Source organism: Azospirillum sp. HJ39 (assembly GCF_041507355.1).
Classification (GTDB): Bacteria; Pseudomonadota; Alphaproteobacteria; order Azospirillales; family Azospirillaceae; genus Azospirillum; species Azospirillum thiophilum.
This window is the reverse complement of sequence record NZ_CP167911.1, coordinates 1,962,916-1,980,293: the sequence shown is the minus strand read 5'-3', so window position 1 is coordinate 1,980,293 and position 17,378 is coordinate 1,962,916. Positions and strand designations below refer to the sequence as shown.

At 67.3% G+C, this 17,378-nt stretch carries 18 protein-coding genes; 13 read left to right on the top strand and 5 right to left on the bottom strand.

The window, feature by feature from the left end; genetic code table 11:
* Positions 1-32: 32 nt before the first annotated feature.
* A complete protein-coding gene (locus ABMY26_RS22615) occupies positions 33-2,294 on the bottom strand; it encodes a type IA DNA topoisomerase (protein WP_372396882.1) in 2,262 nt (753 codons plus the stop codon).
* An 18-nt stretch (positions 2,295-2,312) separates the two neighbouring features.
* On the opposite strand from ABMY26_RS22615, the gene ABMY26_RS22610 reads away from it, so the two are divergent.
* From ABMY26_RS22610 to ABMY26_RS22595, 4 genes are all read left to right on the top strand, one after another.
* Positions 2,313-3,122, top strand: coding sequence for a serine protease (locus tag ABMY26_RS22610; protein WP_372396881.1), 810 nt, complete (start codon positions 2,313-2,315; stop codon positions 3,120-3,122).
* Positions 3,123-3,217: 95 nt separating this feature from the next.
* A complete protein-coding gene (locus ABMY26_RS22605; RefSeq protein ID WP_045582072.1) occupies positions 3,218-3,565 on the top strand; it encodes a RidA family protein in 348 nt (115 codons plus the stop codon).
* A gap of 228 nt (positions 3,566-3,793) precedes the next feature.
* Positions 3,794-5,935, top strand: a complete 2,142-nt coding sequence (gene fusA / locus ABMY26_RS22600; RefSeq protein ID WP_372396880.1) for an elongation factor G — start codon at positions 3,794-3,796, stop codon at positions 5,933-5,935.
* A gap of 321 nt (positions 5,936-6,256) precedes the next feature.
* On the top strand, positions 6,257-6,772 hold the full coding sequence (locus tag ABMY26_RS22595; protein ID WP_372396879.1) for a tetratricopeptide repeat protein: 516 nt from the start codon (positions 6,257-6,259) through the stop codon (positions 6,770-6,772).
* A gap of 22 nt (positions 6,773-6,794) precedes the next feature.
* On the opposite strand, the gene pyk is transcribed toward ABMY26_RS22595, so the two are convergent.
* Positions 6,795-8,258, bottom strand: coding sequence for a pyruvate kinase (gene pyk, locus ABMY26_RS22590; protein ID WP_372396878.1), 1,464 nt, complete (start codon positions 8,256-8,258; stop codon positions 6,795-6,797).
* Between the two features lie 393 nt (positions 8,259-8,651).
* Between pyk and rpsM the strand changes: the two genes are divergently transcribed.
* From rpsM to ABMY26_RS22565, 5 genes are all read left to right on the top strand, one after another.
* A complete protein-coding gene (rpsM, locus tag ABMY26_RS22585) occupies positions 8,652-9,020 on the top strand; it encodes a 30S ribosomal protein S13 (protein ID WP_149221948.1) in 369 nt (122 codons plus the stop codon).
* Between the two features lie 15 nt (positions 9,021-9,035).
* Positions 9,036-9,434, top strand: a complete 399-nt coding sequence (rpsK, locus tag ABMY26_RS22580) for a 30S ribosomal protein S11 (RefSeq protein ID WP_012974490.1) — start codon at positions 9,036-9,038, stop codon at positions 9,432-9,434.
* 135 nt (positions 9,435-9,569) lie between these two features.
* A complete protein-coding gene (locus tag ABMY26_RS22575; RefSeq protein ID WP_045582076.1) occupies positions 9,570-10,586 on the top strand; it encodes a DNA-directed RNA polymerase subunit alpha in 1,017 nt (338 codons plus the stop codon).
* A gap of 156 nt (positions 10,587-10,742) precedes the next feature.
* On the top strand, positions 10,743-11,171 hold the full coding sequence (gene rplQ, locus ABMY26_RS22570) for a 50S ribosomal protein L17 (RefSeq protein ID WP_372396877.1): 429 nt from the start codon (positions 10,743-10,745) through the stop codon (positions 11,169-11,171).
* 156 nt (positions 11,172-11,327) lie between these two features.
* Positions 11,328-11,906: a YqaA family protein gene (locus ABMY26_RS22565; RefSeq protein WP_372396876.1), complete on the top strand. Its 579-nt coding sequence runs from the start codon at positions 11,328-11,330 to the stop codon at positions 11,904-11,906.
* Positions 11,907-11,928: 22 nt separating this feature from the next.
* On the opposite strand, the gene ABMY26_RS22560 is transcribed toward ABMY26_RS22565, so the two are convergent.
* Positions 11,929-12,189, bottom strand: a complete 261-nt coding sequence (locus tag ABMY26_RS22560; RefSeq protein WP_372396875.1) for a hypothetical protein — start codon at positions 12,187-12,189, stop codon at positions 11,929-11,931.
* Between the two features lie 124 nt (positions 12,190-12,313).
* Between ABMY26_RS22560 and ABMY26_RS22555 the strand changes: the two genes are divergently transcribed.
* A complete protein-coding gene (locus tag ABMY26_RS22555; RefSeq protein ID WP_045582080.1) occupies positions 12,314-12,685 on the top strand; it encodes a hypothetical protein in 372 nt (123 codons plus the stop codon).
* 9 nt (positions 12,686-12,694) lie between these two features.
* A complete protein-coding gene (locus ABMY26_RS22550) occupies positions 12,695-14,014 on the top strand; it encodes a replication-associated recombination protein A (protein ID WP_372396874.1) in 1,320 nt (439 codons plus the stop codon).
* A gap of 59 nt (positions 14,015-14,073) precedes the next feature.
* Here ABMY26_RS22550 and ABMY26_RS22545 read toward each other — a convergent pair whose 3' ends face one another.
* Both ABMY26_RS22545 and ABMY26_RS22540 read right to left on the bottom strand, forming a co-directional pair.
* The gene (locus tag ABMY26_RS22545; protein ID WP_045582082.1) at positions 14,074-14,301 is read right to left on the bottom strand and encodes a hypothetical protein; all 228 of its coding nucleotides are present in this window, start codon (positions 14,299-14,301) and stop codon (positions 14,074-14,076) included.
* Between the two features lie 174 nt (positions 14,302-14,475).
* Positions 14,476-15,333: a cell envelope integrity EipB family protein gene (locus tag ABMY26_RS22540; protein WP_372396873.1), complete on the bottom strand. Its 858-nt coding sequence runs from the start codon at positions 15,331-15,333 to the stop codon at positions 14,476-14,478.
* A 108-nt stretch (positions 15,334-15,441) separates the two neighbouring features.
* On the opposite strand from ABMY26_RS22540, the gene ABMY26_RS22535 reads away from it, so the two are divergent.
* Both ABMY26_RS22535 and ABMY26_RS22530 read left to right on the top strand, forming a co-directional pair.
* The gene (locus tag ABMY26_RS22535) at positions 15,442-16,437 is read left to right on the top strand and encodes a 2-hydroxyacid dehydrogenase (RefSeq protein WP_372396872.1); all 996 of its coding nucleotides are present in this window, start codon (positions 15,442-15,444) and stop codon (positions 16,435-16,437) included.
* A gap of 221 nt (positions 16,438-16,658) precedes the next feature.
* A complete protein-coding gene (locus tag ABMY26_RS22530) occupies positions 16,659-17,375 on the top strand; it encodes a GGDEF domain-containing protein (protein WP_372396871.1) in 717 nt (238 codons plus the stop codon).
* Positions 17,376-17,378 lie beyond the last annotated feature (3 nt).

The following is a 17,378-nucleotide window of genomic DNA, read 5'->3' as shown; positions in this document are numbered from 1 at the left end:
CTTCCCGGCAGGGAAAGAGCCGGCAGACCGCGTCAGCGGGCATGCCGGTCAAGGAAGCCGCGGCATTCGTCGAAATCGCTCAGGCAAGAGGCGGGCAGGGTAACGCCTTTGCGCTCCGCCAGACTGCGGGCGAAGGACAGCATCCGCTCGGTCGGCTCGCGGCGCCGGCGCGCATCCTGCGCCGACGGCATGTCATGCATTGGCATGACAGGGAGCACGACAGGTGGTTCGGCGACGGGCGGTGCCTTCGTCTTGCGGGCACGACGGGGCTTCGGTGCAGTTTCCGCCGCCATCGCGTCAGCCGGAGCAGCCGCCTTGCGCGTGCGCCGGCGCGGGGCCGGCTTTGCCGCCGGGCTTGCGGCGGTAGCGGAGCGGGCAGTCGCGCCACGCCGGGCGAAGCGCGCCTTCGGCGCGGGCAGGCCCAAATCGAGGGCGGCGCCGCGCTGACCGACCAGTGCGCCGATCAACCGGCCGGCCTCGGTCGCAATGGCATCGATCACCGCGCGGAAATCGGCTCGGCCGGTCACCACCTCGTCCAGCTTCATCTCCCACAGCGCCGTGGTGCCGGGATCGACCAGGGTCGGGGCGGCCGCGCGCAGGGTTTCGAACAGATGCAGCCCGGCGGGAGTCGGCATCAGCCATTTGCCATCGGCATCCAGCAGGCTCTGCTTGCGCAGGCCCTTGATGACCTCAGCGCGGGTGGCGGGGGTGCCGATTCCCTTCGCCTCCTTCAGCCGGTCGCGCAGAACCGGATCCTCGATGAACCGCCAGGCATTCTGCATGGCATCGACCAGCGTGCCCTCGTTGTAGCGCGGCGGGGCCTGGGTGCGCTTGGCCTCCACCTTCGGGTCGGTCAAGGTCGCCGGTTCGCCGTCGGTCAGGGGGGGCAGGGTCTGTTCTGCCTCCTCCTCCGGTTTGCCGCCGGCCCGGTCGTCGTTCTCCGCCGAACCGAAGGCGGCCTTCCAGCCCAGCTTCAGCGGGATGCGGCCGACGGCGCGGAAGGCAGCCGGCTTTGCCCCTTCCGGCACCGGCACCGCCATGGTGACGCCCGTCTGCCGATATTCGTAATCCGGCATCACCGCGGCGAGGTAGGAGCGGCAGAGCAGTGCGAACAGCCGCTTCTCGTCGTCGGTCAGCCGGGCCAGACGGGGTTCAAGATCGTCCAGCACGTTGACGTTGGGAATCACCGCATGGTGCGATACCCCCTCCAGCGCCTTGTCGCAGAAATGGCCGGACTTGCCCTTGCGGATCACCGGCCGCCGGACATCCATGTGGTCGTGCAGATGGGCGAAGCCGCGCAGCCGGGTCAGCGCCCCGACGATGGCCGGGGCATCGGCGATCTGGTTCTCCGACAGATGACGGGCCTCGGCGCGCGGATAGGTGATCAGCTTCTTGCCGTCGCCGTCATACAGCTCCTGCGCCACCGACAGGGTGCGGTCGGCGGTCCAGCCCCAGCGCTGGCCGCAGGTCTTCTGCAGCGACGGCAGGTCGTAGAGCTTGGGTGGCGCCTGCCGCTTCTCCTCCACCGTCACGGTCAGCGGGCCGCGGTGGCGATCGGCGGCGCGGGCGATGGCCTCGGCCGCGGCGCGGTCCTTGATGCGGTCCTTGGGCGCCGGGGCGTGGCGCATCCGGAAACTGCCGCCGGCGACGGTGGCGGTCGCCACCACCTCGAAATAATCCTCCGGCTTGAAGTTGCGGATTTCCAACTCGCGCAGGCAGACGATGGCGAGCGTCGGGGTCTTCACCCGCCCGATGCCGATCACGCCGCGCGTACCGGGCGCCAGCAGCGTCTTGGTCGCGGTGCGGGTCAGCGAGAGGTTGTAGATCTGGTCGGCTTGCTGGCGCGCCACCGCCGCCTCGTACAGCGGCCGCATCTGGTCGTTGGGCTTCAGCGCGGCGAAGGCGTCGCGCAGGGTCTTGGGGTCCTGGGCCGTGAAAAGCGCGCGGCGCACCTTGCCGCGAAAGCCGGCATGCTCCAGGATCTCCTGGCCGATCAGCTGCCCTTCGCGGTCGCAGTCGGTGGCGAGGATCACCTCGTCGCAGGCACGCAGCGCCGCCGTGATCGCCTGCAGCTTTGCCGCCTTGTTGCCGCCCTGGTCCGGCCGGGTCGGATAGAGCCCGTCCGGTTTCAACAGGGTTGGCGACCAGCGCTTCCAGGCCGGATCGACCTCGTCCGGTTCGGCAAGCCGCAGCAGATGCCCCTCGGCCGGCAGGATGCGGCCGTAACGGTCGCCCAACGCGGAGCGCAGGTCTTTCGCCTGGCTGGATTTTTCGGTGATGATCAGCGTCGCCATGCCCGGGAGGATACGGGATTGAGGGAAACGGAGCAAGAACATGCGCGGCCCGGATACCGGCTTTGGCGTGGCCGCAGGGCGGCGCTCGCGCTGGTGCTGCTGTCGGCGTTCCCGGCGGTGACCGCCGCCGCCGCTGCCGGGTCGGAGCGGCCACTGCTGCCGGGCGTCGGGCCGGGCGACCGGCGCGTGCCGGTGGACGCTGCGACGGCGCCCTGGAACGGCGTGGTGCGGGTGCAGACCAATCTGGCCGGACGCTGCACCGGCGCGCTGGTGGGGCCGCGCACCGTGGTGACAGCCGGCCATTGCCTGTTCAACCCGCGCACCCGGCGCTTCCTGGCGGCCTCGTCGCTGCATGTGCTGTTCGGCTATGACCGCGGCGCGTTCAGCCGCCATGTGACGGTGGCGCGCGTCGCGACCGATCCCGCCTACGATCCCGCCGCCGTTCGTCCGGACGCCTCGGCCGATTGGGCGGTGCTGACCCTGGACCGGCCGGCGCCGGACTCCGCGACGGCCCTGCCGGTGGCGGCGGCTCCCCTGCCGGCCGGGACGGCGGTGATGCTCGGCGGCTACAGCCAGGACCGGGCGCAGATCCTGATGGCCGACCGTGACTGTCATGTGCTGGGAACGGCATCCGGCCTGCTGGTGCATGACTGCGACGCGACGCGCGGAACCAGCGGCGGACCGTTGCTGGTGCGGAGCGGGGTGGGGTGGGCGGTCGCCGGAGTCGGGGTCGCCGCCGGGACCGTGCCTGCCGTACGCAATTTTGCGGTGCCGGCCGCGCGCTTTGGCGCAATTCTGGCGAGGGAAAACGCCGTGGGGCAGCCTTGAACGGGGGACGCGCATTTTTCGCTTCGCGCGCGGCCCCGAATGGCATAGAGGTACGCGCGTCTTTTTTCAGCCCCGGAACCCGGAGTCTTTCCGCAATGTCGATCCAGCGCTTCCACACCGGACCGCGCATGAGCCAGATGGTCGTCCATAAGGACACGGTCTATCTCGCCGGTCAGGTCGCCGACGAGCCGACGCCCGACGTCGAACGTCAGACCGCCCAAATCCTGGCCCAGATCGACGCCTTGCTGGCGGAAGCGGGCAGCGACAAGAGCAAGCTCCTGTCGGCCACCATCTATCTGGTGGACATGGCCGGCTTCGGCGCGATGAACAAGGCGTGGGAGGCCTGGGTCGACCCGGCCAATCCGCCGGCCCGCGCCACCGTCGAAGCCAAGCTGGCCGCGCCCCAGTATCTCGTTGAAATTCAGGTCACAGCCGCCAAATAAGGCGGTGGAAACGGGGCGACCCGGCAGCCTCGGTTGGGGTGTGCCGGCGTGGCCCGAACGCTGTGAGGGCCGCGCGCTTCAATAACCCGACAAATCGCTTGTCGGTTTACGGAATGTTAATGACGCCTTAACAGATCGCCCGTAAAACCCCGACCAACCTCTGCCGCCGAAGCGGACGACCATGACGGTCGCGCTTCGGTTGCCGCGTTACTGCAATGGAACCGCAACATGCCGCGCCAAACGCCACTGTCTGATATTCGGAACATCGGCATCATCGCCCACGTCGACGCGGGCAAGACGACGACCACCGAGCGCATCCTGTATTACACCGGTCGCAAGCACACGATCATCGACGTGCACGAGACGAAGGATCTCAAGACGTCGACGACGACCGACTACATGGAGCAGGAGCAGAAGCGCGGCATCACCATCCAGTCGGCCGCCGTTTCGACCTTCTGGCGCGAGAAGAAGATCAACGTCATCGACACCCCGGGCCACGTGGACTTCACCATCGAGGTGAACCGTTCGCTCCGCGTGCTCGACGGCGCGGTCGTGGTGTTCGACGGCGTCGCCGGCGTGGAGCCGCAGTCGGAGACCAACTGGCGTCTGGCCGACAACTACAACGTGCCGCGCATCTGCTACGTCAACAAGATGGACCGTTCGGGCGCGAACTTCCAGCGTTGCGTCAGCATGATCAAGGCCCGCCTGAACGCGCGTCCGGTCTGCATCCAGGTTCCGCTCGGCTCGGAAGACAACTTCCGCGGCATGGTCGACCTCGTCGAGATGAAGGCGTATGTCTGGTTCTCGGACGACAAGGACGCCAAGTGGGAAATCTGGGAGATCACCGACGATCTCGCGGCCAAGCTCAACCTGACCGTCAAGGAAGACCTTGACAACATCGCCAGCATCCCGGCGTTGCGCGCCGAGCTGGTCGACACCGCGCTCGAGCAGGACGACGCGGCCATGGAAGCCTATCTGGAGTCGGGTGAGGATCCGTCGGCCGACGTGCTGCGCGCCTGCCTGCGCAAGGGCACCATCACCAGCGCCTTCACGCCCGTCCTCTGCGGCTCGTCCTACAAGAACAAGGGCGTCTGCCAGGTTCTGGACGCGGTCGTCGACCTGCTGCCCGCCCCGACCGACGTCGAAGCCATCAAGACGGTGGACGAGGACGGCAACCCGAACGGCGAGCGCCTCAGCTCCGACGACGCGCCCTTCTCGGCGCTGGCCTTCAAGGTGCTGAACGACACCTATGGCTCGATGACCTTCGTCCGCGTCTATTCGGGCGTGCTGACCAAGGGCATGTCGATCCTGAACTCGACCCGCGGCAAGCGCGAGAAGATCGGCCGCATGGTCGAGATGTACGCGAAGGACGCCAACCCGATCGAGGAAGCCCGCGCCGGCGACATCATCGCGCTCGTCTCCCTGCAGGAGACCGAGACCGGCGACACGCTGTGCGACGCCTCCGCGCCGGTGATCCTGGAGCGCATGCGCTTCCCCGACCCCGTCATCAGCGTCTCGGTCGAGCCGAAGACCAAGGGCGAGCAGGAGAAGTTCTCGATCGCGCTTGGCAAGATGGTCCGCGCCGATCCGTCGCTCCGTCTGGAGACCGACCGTGAAACCGGCCAGACCATCCTGCGCGGCATGGGCGAGCTGCACCTGGAAGTGACGCTCGACCGCATGCGCACGGAGTTCGGCGTGGAAGGCAACATGGGCAAGCCCCAGGTCGCCTACCGCGAGACGATCACCAAGCCGGTCGAATACACCTACACCCACAAGAAGCAGACCGGTGGTTCGGGCCAGTTCGCCGAGGTGAAGATCATCTTCGCGCCGCGCGAGCGGGGCGAAGGCTTCGAGTTCCTCGATGAGACGGTCGGCGGCACGGTTCCGCGCGAATACGTCCCGTCGGTCAAGAAGGGCCTGGAGATGCAGAAGGAAGACGGCGTGCTCGCCGGCTATCCGACCGTCGACTTCAGCGCCCGCTTGGTGGACGGCAAGTACCACGACGTCGACTCGAACGCCCTGACCTTCGAAATCGCCGCCAAGGCCTGCTTCCGCGAGGCCCTGCCCAAGGCCGGCCCGATCCTGCTGGAGCCGGTGATGAAGGTCGAGGTCGTCACTCCCGACGATTATCTCGGCGACGTGATCGGCGACGTGAACCGCCGCCGCGGCACGGTACTGGGCCAGTTGGAGCGTGGATCGAACATCGCCGTCGAGGCCAATGTCCCGCTGAACGAAATGTTCGGCTACATCGGCCAGCTGCGCGGCATGACCTCGGGCCGTGCGTCCTACACGATGGAGTTCAGCCACTACGAGCCGGTGCCGCGCAACGTCACCGACGAAATCGTGGCCGGCCGTAACAAGGCCGCCTGATCTGCTTGCCCCGCCCGACCCGATCGATCGGGGCTCGCACTCAGGACCCATCCGGTAAAATCGAAGGCCGGCGGAGCGATCCGCCGGCCTTCGGTCTTTTGGAGCGGCATGAGGCGCCTTCAAGCCTGTCCCGTCGAAAGGATGGAGTCTGAACCGACGGCATAACGGTCATAGGCCGGCGGCGTTAAGGCTTGCCGACGCGGCCTCTGTCGAACTTTGTAACGATTTGCAACCAAAAAACAGTTGGCAGCGGGTCGATTGCGTGCCCAAATTTGGTGCATGCTGATTCGCCGCTTCTTTTCCTTGACTGTGCTTTTGCTGATGACCGTCGGCGTGCCGGCCGGTGCAGGTCAGGGGAATCTGCGTCTGGACGGCCTTTTCCAAGCCCTGCGCAGTGCCACCGACGCGGCTTATGCCGAATCGGTGGAGGAACATATCTGGGACTTCTGGCTCGAACATCCCGATCCGGCAATGGTTCGCGACATGCGGGCCGGTGTGCTCAGCCTGAATGGCGACGATTATCGGTCGGCGTTGCGTGCCTTCGATTCGGCGATTGCCCGCGATCCGTCCTATGCCGAAGGGTGGAACAAGCGGGCCGCGACCCACTACATGCTCGGCGACTACACCGCGGCGATGATCGACCTGCGCCACGCCCTGCTGCTGGAGCCTCGGCATTTCGGGGCGCTGGTCGAGCTTGGACTGGTCTATCTGGCGCTCGGCGACGAGAAACCCGCGCTCCGGGCCTTCGACGCGGCGCTGGCGATCAATCCGCATCTCGACCATGTCCGCGCCCAGGCCGAGGCGATCCGGCGCCAGCCGGCCGGCATCGCCCTTTAGGCCGCCGCCACTCTGTCCGCCGTTACTCCGCCCCGACCCAGGCGATCCGCAGGATGTTGGTGTTGCCGGGGGTGCCGAAGGGCACGCCGGCGGTGATGACCAGCCGCTGGCCTTCGGTGGCGATGCCGTCCGCATGCGCGGCGCGGGTGGCCGTCTGCACCATCTCGGAAAAATTGGCGACGTCTTCGGTGTGGACGGCATGGACGCCGAACACGAGTTGCAGCCTCCGCGCCGTGTCCAGCGCCGAGGTCAGGCAGAGGATCGGCACCTCCGGCCGCTCGCGCGCCGCCCTCAGCGTGGTCGAGCCGCTGGTGGTGTAGGTGACGATGGCAGCCGCCTGGATGGTGTGCGCGACCTGACGGGCCGCGGCGGTGATTGCGTCTGCCGAGGTCTTCTGCGGGTCGGGATGCTGGGCGTCCATGATGGTGCGGTAGAGCGGGTCGTGCTCAACCCGCCGGGCGATGCGGTCCATGATCGACACCGCCTCCACCGGATAGGCGCCGGCCGCCGTTTCCGCCGACAGCATCACCGCATCGGCGCCGTCATAGACCGCGGTGGCGACATCGGACGCCTCGGCCCGGGTCGGGGCCGGGGCGGAGACCATCGACTCCAGCATCTGGGTGGCGACAATGACCGGCTTGCCGGCCCGCCGCGACTCGCGGACGATGCGCTTCTGCAGGGTCGGCACATCCTCCGCCGGCAACTCGACGCCAAGGTCGCCGCGCGCCACCATGATGGCATCCGACATCTCGATGATCTCGGCCAGATGGGCTATGGCCTGCGGCTTCTCCAGCTTCGACAGCAGGGCGGCGCGGCCGCCGATCAGCCGGCGCGCCTCGGCCACGTCCTCCGGCCGCTGGACGAAGCTCAGCGCCACCCAGTCGACGCCCTGGTCGAGCGCGAAGGCCAGATCCTCGCGGTCCTTCGGCGTGAGGGGGGAAAGCGGCAGCACGACTCCGGGAACGTTGACGCCCTTGCGGTCCGACAGCCTGGTGCCGGAGACGACGACCGTCTCGGCGAAATCGGCACCGCAGGCGGCCACCCGCAACCGCACCCGGCCGTCGTCGAGCAGCAGGTCGGTTTCCGGCGTCAATGCTGCGAAGATCTCCGGATGGGGCAGGCCAACGCGGGTCGCGTCCCCCGGCTCCATCGACAGGTCGAGGCGGAACCGCTGTCCGGGCGCCAGGGCGACCGGGCCGGCGGCGAAGGTGGCGATCCGCAGCTTCGGCCCCTGGAGGTCGGCCATCACCGCGATGGGACGGCCGGTGCGGGCCTCCAGATCGCGCAGCACCGCCAGCCGGGCGCCGTGGTCGGCATGGCTGCCGTGGCTGAAGTTCAGGCGGAAGACGTCGACTCCGGTCTCGAACAGCCGGGCGATCACCTCGGGCGAGGCGGAGGAGGGGCCGAGCGTGGCGACGATCTTGGTCAGGCGGGACCGCCGGATTCGGATGCCGCCGGTTGGGCCGGCATTGCCAGTCATGGTCATGAACACGAACCTTTTCCGTCGGAGGGGGTGCCGGTGGGCCGGAGACTGGTGCGCCGGCGTCGCCCGTTCAGCCGGGCAATCGTCGTGCGGCGGTTGTTGCCCATCACGCCGCGTCGATCAAGCCTCTGCTTTGCCGTATCCAATGGTGGGTCGCGCCTGCGTTGCGCCACAGGGTGGCTTGCCGCTCTTGTCCGTGACGGGGAACCCGGCCGGGCCGGCATTCGGCCTTGACAAGCTCCAGGGTTTTCCTATAGTCGCACCCTCTCGCCGCCCCACATAGGCGGCGGGAAGCATTGTGCGTCCCTGATTCCGGCGTGGTGCCGGACGGGATTTGCTCGGTGTGTAGGCGGCCCGACGGGCTGCCGTTGAGATATCGAGATCGAGGAGAGCAGCGTGGCGCGTATCGCTGGCGTCAACATCCCCGCGCAGAAGCGCGTGGAGATCGGGTTGACCTACATTCATGGCATCGGCCCCTTCAAGGCCAAGGAAATCTGCGCGAAGCTGGCGATCCCGGCCGAGCGTCGCGTGAACGAGCTGACGGACGACGAAGTCCTGAAGATCCGCGAAACCATCGACGCCGATTACCGCGTCGAGGGCGATCTTCGTCGCGAAGTCGCGATGAACATCAAGCGTCTGATGGATCTGGGCTGCTACCGCGGCCTGCGTCACCGCAAGGGCCTGCCGGTCCGCGGCCAGCGCACCCACACGAACGCCCGCACCCGCAAGGGTCCGGCCAAGCCGATCGCCGGCAAGAAGAAGTAAGAGGACGAACGCATCATGGCAAAGCCCTCCGCCGCTTCTCAGCGCCTGCGTCGTCGCGAGCGCAAGAACATCACCGCTGGCGTCGCTCATGTGAACGCCTCGTTCAACAACACGATGATCACCATCACCGACGCTCAGGGCAACACGATTGCCTGGTCGTCGTCGGGCACCATGGGCTTCAAGGGTTCGCGCAAGTCGACCCCCTACGCCGCCCAGGTGGCTGCCGAGGACGCTGGCCGCAAGGCCCAGGAGCACGGCATGAAGACTCTGGAAGTCGAAGTGAAGGGTCCGGGTTCGGGGCGTGAGTCCGCCCTGCGCGCCCTGCAGTCGATCGGCTTCCAGATCACCTCGATCCGCGACGTCACGCCGATCCCGCACAACGGCGTTCGCCCGCCGAAGAAGCGTCGCGTCTGATCCAGTATCGTTTCCGCACCCGCGGGGACCGACCGTTCCGGGGCAGGGGGCCGCAGCCATCGCGGTCCCCTCAGTATGGGAACGACTCGGGCCCCGCGGGTTCGTGTTCACCCGATGGCATCTTGAGGTCGATCCGTGCTTCAGAAGAACTGGCAGGAACTGATTAAGCCGAGCAAGCTGGACATCCAGCCCGGCGACGATGCCGACCGCTTCGCGACGGTGGTCGCCGAGCCGCTGGAACGCGGCTTCGGTCTGACCCTCGGCAACGCCCTGCGCCGCATCCTGCTCTCCTCGCTGCAGGGCGCCGCGGTCACGGCGATCCACGTCGACGGCGTGCTGCACGAGTTCTCGTCGATCCCCGGCGTCCGCGAGGACGTGACCGACATCGTCCTGAACATCAAGACGATGGGTCTGCGCATGGGCGGCGACGGCCCGAAGCGCATGCGCCTGCGTGCCGAAGGCCCGGGCGAGGTCAAGGCCGGCATGATCGAAACCGGCCCCGACATCCAGGTCATGGATCCGGAACTGGTCATCTGCACGCTGGACAACGGCGCGCGCCTGAACATGGAACTGACGGTCGAGACCGGCAAGGGCTATGTCCCGGCCAGCCAGAACCGTCCGGAAGACGCGCCGATCGGCCTGATTCCGATCGACGCCCTGTTCTCGCCGGTGCGCAAGGTGTCCTACAAGGTCGACAATGCCCGCGTCGGGCAGGTCACCGACTATGATCGCCTGTCGATGACGGTGGAGACCAACGGCTCGGTCAAGCCGGATGACGCGGTGGCGCTCGCCGCCCGCATCCTGCAGGACCAGCTGCAGCTGTTCATCAACTTCGAGGAGCCGACGCACGCCGTCTCCGAGGAGAAGCACGAGGAGGTTCCGTTCAACAAGAACCTGCTCCGCAAGGTGGACGAGCTGGAACTGTCGGTCCGTTCGGCCAACTGCCTCAAGAACGACAACATCGTCTATATCGGCGATCTGGTGCAGAAGACGGAGGCGGAAATGCTCCGCACCCCGAACTTCGGCCGCAAGTCGCTGAACGAGATCAAGGAAGTGCTGTCCCAGATGGGGCTGCACCTCGGTATGGAAATCCCGAACTGGCCGCCCGAGAACATCGAGGAACTGGCCAAGCGTCTGGAAGAGCCGTACTAAGCATCTCGCCTTTTGCGCCCTTTCCGCTTCCCTGCGGAAAGGGCGCTGTTCCCAGGGCCGAACCGGCCCGACCCGCAGCCGTACCAGCGTTTCGACTGGGCGGCGGGGTTCACGATCGGCTCCCCGAGGGGGGCCAAGCCATGAAGGAGGACCGCCATGCGTCACGGCGTTTCGGGACGTAAGTTCAGCAAGACCAGCAGCCACCGCAAGGCCATGTTCTCGAACATGGCGAACGCGGTGATCAAGCACGAGCAGATCACCACCACCCTGCCGAAGGCGAAGGACCTGCGTCCGATCGTCGAGAAGCTGATCACGCTCGGCAAGAAGGGTGGCCTGGCCAACCGTCGTCTGGCGTTCGCCCAGCTGCGCGACAACGACACGGTGACCAAGCTGTTCACCGTTCTGGCCGACCGCTACAAGGACCGCCAGGGTGGCTACAGCCGCGTCCTGAAGGCCGGCTTCCGCTATGGCGACGCCGCCGACATGGCGGTGTTCGAGCTGGTCGACCGCGACGTCGCAGCCAAGGGGCAGGATTCGGGCCCGTCGCAGGACGTTGCCGATGCCGATGCCGAGACCGCCGAGTGACATGACCGGCAATCGCGCCGGTCTTCCCGACCGTGCGGCATCGGGTCTCAGGATCCCTTGCCGGGCAGGACGGAACCGCCGATATCGGTGATATGTTAGACCCTTCCTTCGGGGCCATCCCCCGGAGGAAGGGTTTTCTCTTATGTGGCCGACCGAATGTTGCGTTCTCTTTACACGCGCCTCCAGCGCCTGTCCGCCCGCGACGATGCCGTTTGGTGGATGTCGGCGATCTCCTTTGCCGAAAGCTCCTTCTTTCCATTGCCACCGGACGTGATGCTGGTGCCGATGTGCCTGGCGAAGCCCAAGCGGTTGTGGTTCTACACCAACATCTGCGCCTTCGCGTCGCTGCTGGGCGGGCTGCTTGGATATGCGCTGGGATTCTATCTGTTCGAGAGCGTCGGGCGGATGATCATCGACTTCTACAATGCGCAGGAGTCGTTCCAGCATTTCCAGGAGATGTTCTCGGAATTCGGCCCCTGGTTCCTGATCCTGAAAGGGGTCACGCCGATCCCCTACAAGCTGTTGACCATCACCGCCGGATTCGCGCATCTCGACCTGACGGTCTTCATCCTCTGTTCGATCGTCGCACGCTTCTCGCGATTCTACATGATCGCCATCCTGCTGCATTTCTATGGGCCGCAGGTGCAGCACATCATCGAGAAGCGCCTGATGCTGGTGGCCACCGTCCTGCTGGTGGTGGTGGTCGGCGGCCTGCTCAGCTTCAAGTTCGTCTAGGACCGGCGTCCAGGCCCGGGGCTCAGTCCGGCATGCCCTGGTCCTGGCTGTCGCGCCTGGACGGGGGCAGGGCGCTGCGGTCGGCACGGTCGCGGCGCACGATGACGACGATGGCGACCGCCACCAGCAGCCCGCCGATCAGCGGCAGGATCATCTCGGGCATGCCGATGTTGGGTAGCGCAAGCGCACGCGAGGCCAGCATCACCAATCCCAGGACGAGCAGCCCGAGCAACAGCGGCCAGGACCTGCGGCGCGGGTGGCCGCCGCCCGATTTCGGTGTCATTTCAGTCATTCCCTTCTTACTGCTGATATCGGCATAGTGGGGGCCGAACGGGGGATGGTCCAGTGGGGTGTGGCATTCCGCCATGCCCATGCCCGTCTCCACAACAAGAAGAATAGGAGCCGTCGTGGCTAAGTTCCGTCCGGTCCGTCTCATCGCCCCGCTTCTGGCCGTGGCTCTGCTCGGCCTGTCGGCCTGCGCCGACCATCCTGCCGGGCGTCCCGCCGCATCGGGCCCGGCGCCCACCGTAACCGTGGTTCCGGGGCCGTCGACCCCACGTGCCGGCGCCGACGACCAGTCTCTGCGGCTGGATGGCGACGTCGGTCCAGGCGGGTCCTGCCAGGCCCAGTGCGAGCGCAGCCACAATTCCTGCATGGATTCGGTTGCGGCGCGCAACCAGGGCGGCATCGACCGCACCGACTCGACCCCCTTCAGCCCGACCGACAATTGCAGCTATCAGCTGCGGCAGTGCTACCAGCGCTGCACCTCGGTGCGCTGAGGAACCGTCATGGCGAAACGCGGCGAGTCGGGCGGGGATGCCGGGCTGTTCTCGGCAGCGGCCCCCCGTCCGCTCGCCGACCGGCTGCGCCCGCGTACGTTGGACGAGGTGGTCGGGCAGGATCATCTGTTGAAGCCCGACGGGCCGCTGGGCCGCATGGTGGCGGCGCGGCGGCTTGCCTCCATGGTGCTGTGGGGGCCGCCGGGCTGTGGCAAGACCACCATCGCCCGCCTGCTGGCCCACAGCACCGACCTGCATTTCGAGCCGTTGTCGGCAGTGTTCTCCGGGGTCGCAGACCTGCGGAAAATCTTCGATGCCGCCCGCGCCCGCCGGGTGGCGGGGCAGGGCACCCTGCTGTTCATCGACGAGATCCATCGCTTCAACCGCTCCCAGCAGGACGGTTTCCTGCCCTACGTCGAGGACGGCACCGTCACGCTGGTGGGCGCCACCACCGAGAATCCGTCCTTCGAACTGAACGCCGCCTTGCTGTCGCGGGCTCAGGTGTTCGTGCTGAACCGTCTGGACGACGCGGCGCTCGAAAGGCTGCTGGCGCGGGCCGAGGCGGAGGTGGGGCGGCCGCTGCCGCTCGATGCCGACGCACGGGCGGCGGTGAAGGCGATGGCGGACGGCGACGGCCGCTTCTGCCTGAATTTGTGCGAGGAACTGTTCGCGCTGCCCGCCGACACCGTGCTGGACACCAACGCGCTCGCCGCGACCATCCAGCGCCGCGCGCCGCTGTACGACAAGGCGCAGGAGGGGCACTACAACCTGATCAGCGCGCTGCACAAGTCGCTGCGCGGGTCGGACACCGATGCCGCGCTCTACTGGTACAGCCGCATGCTGGACGGCGGCGAGGATCCGCGCTACATCGCGCGCCGCCTGACCCGCTTCGCGGTTGAGGACATCGGGCTTGCCGACCCCAACGCCCTGACCCAGGCCATCGCCGCGTGGGAGGCCTATGAGCGGCTCGGCAGCCCGGAGGGCGAATTGGCCCTGGCGCAGCTGGTCATCTATCTGGGGACCGCGCCCAAGTCGAATGCCGGCTACACCGCCTACAAGTCGGCCGTGCGAGCGGCGAAGGAAACCGGGTCGCTGATGCCGCCCAAGCATATCCTGAACGCGCCGACCAAGTTGATGAAGAGCATCGGCTACGGCAAGGGCTACGAGTACGACCACGACACCGAGGACGGCTTTTCCGGCCAGAATTATTTTCCGGACGGGATGGCGCGGCGCGAGTTCTACAAGCCGGTGGAGCGGGGATTCGAGCGCGACCTGCGCAAGCGCCTGGATTACTGGACGAAGCTGCGCGAACGGCGCGGGGAGGAATAGGCGGAAGGGCCTTTACCGGCCCGCTCCGCGCGCGCGGGGGAGTGGCGAATCCGCAAGCCTCACGCCGCGATCCCGCCGGCCGGATCGGAGGCGATCAGGCGGTAATGGCTGGTGTCGGCCAGGACCGAACAGCTCAGCGTCTTGGAAACCCCCTCATCCTCGGTGCTGACGACGCGGGCATGCGGAATGCCCAGCAGGTTGACCGTCGCCGTCACCCGCCAACCACGGGCGGCTCCGCCGCCGACCGGTTGGAAAACCTGCCCGATCTGGACATGCTTCTTGCTCATGACGGACACCCTCGGACCGGCGGGCATCCCCAGGGGGAAGCCGGCCTGTTGCACAAAACCTCAACCCGCAGTTAAGCGCAGCAACGACTCGCGATCAACAGGGAAACCGCCGCTCATCCGCTTGGGAGCCATGATGGGCCTGTCACGGAGGGGTTGCGGCCCCCGATTCCGGCCTCAGCAGCCCGACTTGGGCAGCGCTTCGATCTTGTCCAGCACGGCCTTGACGGTGAAGTCGCCATAGTCGATCTGCATGGACTCGGCGATGCCGTTTTCCAGCAGGCGCAGGCTCATCTCGTATTCCGGTTGGGCGGCTTCGCTCTGCAGCGGGAAGAAGGCCATCCGGACCGGCCAGGACTTGGCCACCTTCAACAGCGGATCCTTGGCCGATTCCCTGGGTGCGCCCGGCTTGCCGACGACGGTCGAAACCTCGGTCGGGCCTTCCGCATCCGATCCGTCGAAGATGGTGCGGGTGAAGAAGGGGTCGCTGCGCTGGGCATGGTCGATGATCGCCAGCGTGTGGGCGGTCGGGAACATGGTGCCGGCCGGCAGATCCATCTCCTGCGGTTCCGGCTTGGTGAATTGGGCGGTGCCGGCGCCATCCGGCTTCAGGTTTGCCTCGCCGCGCACCTCCTCATCCAGCTCGCCGTTCACCAGCTTGCGGACGTTGAAGCGGTAGCGCAGCCCGTCCTTCGCCTCCCAGGTCGTGTAGTTGGTGTTCATCGCCATGTCGTCGCCTTCGCTGTAGACGAAGCGCAGCTGGAAGCGCTGCTCCGTCGTCCAGCCGTCGCAGGCGTCGGCCCATTCGAACATCATGCGTCCGCGGACGTCGCTGACCTTCGAGCCGTTGCGCGCCGATCCCAGCGACATGGTGTAGATCGCCCGGTGCGGCTGGATCTTGGCGCCGACCGCTGCCATCGACGTGGCGGCCGGCTGGGCCAGGGCGGGGGAGGCCACGAGGAGCGCACCGGCGGAGATGGCTGCGACGAGGGCCGCGCCGACGGTCGCCGGCAGGGCAGAGGGACGGTCGAGCAAGACGGGATCCACAGGTGATTGACGGCACTGGGTGAAGTATGGGTGTTTTTGCCGCGGTTCGAAAGAGCCGCCGCCAGAAAGTCCTATCAATGGAAGGGAACTGCCGGAATGACAAGCCCTGCCGAGCTTCCTCCCGCCGGCCATAAGGTCGTGCTGCTGACCCGCCGTCTTCCCGATGCGGTGGAGGCGCGGGCGTCACGCGACCACCGGATGGTGCCCAACCCGGAGGACCGGGCGCTCAGCGGGCTGGAGATCGCTGCCCGCGCTGCGGAAACGGGTGCCGACGCCGTTCTGTGCTGTGCCGGCGACCGGCTGGACGCCGCCGCCATCGCGGCATTGCCCGACCGGGTGCGGGTACTGGCGACCTTCTCGGTCGGAACCGACCACATCGACCTGGAGGCGGCGCGTGCCCGTGGCCTGATCGTCACCAACACGCCGGACGTGCTGACCGACGCCACCGCCGACATCGCGCTGCTGCTTCTGCTGGGGGCGGCACGCCGCGCCTCGGAAGGGGAGCGGATGATCCGCGCCGGTGCCTGGACCGGCTGGACGCCGACCCAGTTGATGGGAACCCATGTCGGGGGCAAGCGGCTGGGCATCGTCGGCATGGGGCGCATCGGGCAGGCGGTCGCCTCCCGTGCGCGGGCCTTCGGCATGGCGATCCATTACAGCAACCGCCGCCGCCTGGCGCCGGAGCTGGAGCAGGGCGCCACCTACCATCCAGACCCGGAGGCGATGCTGCCGGTGTGCGATGTCCTGTCGCTTCATTTCCCGGCCACGGCGGAAACCCGGCATTGGCTGAACGCCGAACGGATCGGCCGCTTGCCGCCGGGCGCCATCCTGGTCAACACCGCGCGCGGCAGCGTGGTGGACGACGCGGCGGTGATCGACGCGCTGACGCGCGGCCGGCTTGCCGCCGCCGGGCTCGACGTGTTCGAGAACGAGCCGGACCTGCATCCCGGCTACCGCGACCTGCCCAATGCTTTCCTGTTGCCGCATCTGGGCAGCGCCACGGTGGAGACGCGCAACGCCATGGGGTTCAAGGCCCTGGACAACATCGATGCGGTGATGGCCGGGCGGCCCGCACCCGACCGGGTGGTGTAGGCCGCAGGTCTTCCAACCCGGCCTATCGGCAGGCTTTTCCTGCCCCGTTCGATAGGGTGGGCAGAAGATGCCGGACGGGATGGGCAAGAGGAGCCCCTCCCGTCCGATGATCCGGCAACGCAATCGATAAAATGCTTTATATCTGCGGGTCGGGGGGTTTGGCACGCAGGTTGCTTGGGTAACGGCGAAGTGTTCCGACCTTCATCAGAGGAGCCGACCCCATGAATGCCATCGTCGCCGCACTGGACCTGAAGCACCACGCTTCCGACCGTTTCGACGCGCCGGGCAACTGGTCGCCGGTTGCGCTGGCCTCGCGTGTCGGGCTTTTGCGGGGAACCGAGCGCCAGGCGCTGGACGAGACGATCTCGCTGCTCGCCGAGGCCAAGGATACGATCGCCGAGTTGCAGGAGCGCATCGCCTACCTCGAAAGCCTGACGATGACGGACGAGTTGACCGGCCTGCTGAACCGGCGCGGTTTCTACAGCCATTTCCGGCGCGAACTGGCCTCGGCTCGCCGCCACGGCACGGCGGGCGGCCTGCTGGTCATGATCGACCTGGACGGCTTCAAGGCCATCAACGACACCCATGGCCACATCGCCGGCGACGCCTATCTGCGGCAGGTGGCCCGCATGATCGTGGCCAATGTCCGGCAGGAGGATGTGGTCGCCCGCCTCGGCGGCGACGAGTTCGCGGTGCTGCTGACCAACACCGATACCGCGAACGGTCTGGTCCGCGCCCGCCAGCTGGCCGCCATCGCCGATGCCTCCCACGTGGAATGGGCCGGGCATGCCTTGCCGGTCCGCTTCTCGGTCGGGACGCAGCCCTATGGCGCCGACGACGGCGAGGACGAGGTGATGCGCCGTGCCGACGCCATGATGTATGGCGCCAAGGGCGCCCGCCGGCGCGATGCCAAGCGCAGGACGAAGCGGGTACCCTGAGTC

What these genes read in the sequence shown, in the direction of transcription:
- ABMY26_RS22560 (WP_372396875.1), bottom strand. Translation starts at nt 12,189, where the DNA reads ATGACACCGAAATCGGGCGGCGGCCACCCGCGCCGCAGGTCCTGGCCG.
- rplQ (WP_372396877.1), top strand. Translation starts at nt 10,743, where the DNA reads ATGCGTCACGGCGTTTCGGGACGTAAGTTCAGCAAGACCAGCAGCCAC.
- ABMY26_RS22545 (WP_045582082.1), bottom strand. Translation starts at nt 14,301, where the DNA reads ATGAGCAAGAAGCATGTCCAGATCGGGCAGGTTTTCCAACCGGTCGGC.
- ABMY26_RS22605 (WP_045582072.1), top strand. Translation starts at nt 3,218, where the DNA reads ATGTCGATCCAGCGCTTCCACACCGGACCGCGCATGAGCCAGATGGTC.
- ABMY26_RS22535 (WP_372396872.1), top strand. Translation starts at nt 15,442, where the DNA reads ATGACAAGCCCTGCCGAGCTTCCTCCCGCCGGCCATAAGGTCGTGCTG.
- ABMY26_RS22550 (WP_372396874.1), top strand. Translation starts at nt 12,695, where the DNA reads ATGGCGAAACGCGGCGAGTCGGGCGGGGATGCCGGGCTGTTCTCGGCA.
- ABMY26_RS22530 (WP_372396871.1), top strand. Translation starts at nt 16,659, where the DNA reads ATGAATGCCATCGTCGCCGCACTGGACCTGAAGCACCACGCTTCCGAC.
- ABMY26_RS22565 (WP_372396876.1), top strand. Translation starts at nt 11,328, where the DNA reads ATGTTGCGTTCTCTTTACACGCGCCTCCAGCGCCTGTCCGCCCGCGAC.
- fusA (WP_372396880.1), top strand. Translation starts at nt 3,794, where the DNA reads ATGCCGCGCCAAACGCCACTGTCTGATATTCGGAACATCGGCATCATC.
- ABMY26_RS22595 (WP_372396879.1), top strand. Translation starts at nt 6,257, where the DNA reads ATGACCGTCGGCGTGCCGGCCGGTGCAGGTCAGGGGAATCTGCGTCTG.
- ABMY26_RS22615 (WP_372396882.1), bottom strand. Translation starts at nt 2,294, where the DNA reads ATGGCGACGCTGATCATCACCGAAAAATCCAGCCAGGCGAAAGACCTG.
- pyk (WP_372396878.1), bottom strand. Translation starts at nt 8,258, where the DNA reads ATGACCATGACTGGCAATGCCGGCCCAACCGGCGGCATCCGAATCCGG.
- rpsK (WP_012974490.1), top strand. Translation starts at nt 9,036, where the DNA reads ATGGCAAAGCCCTCCGCCGCTTCTCAGCGCCTGCGTCGTCGCGAGCGC.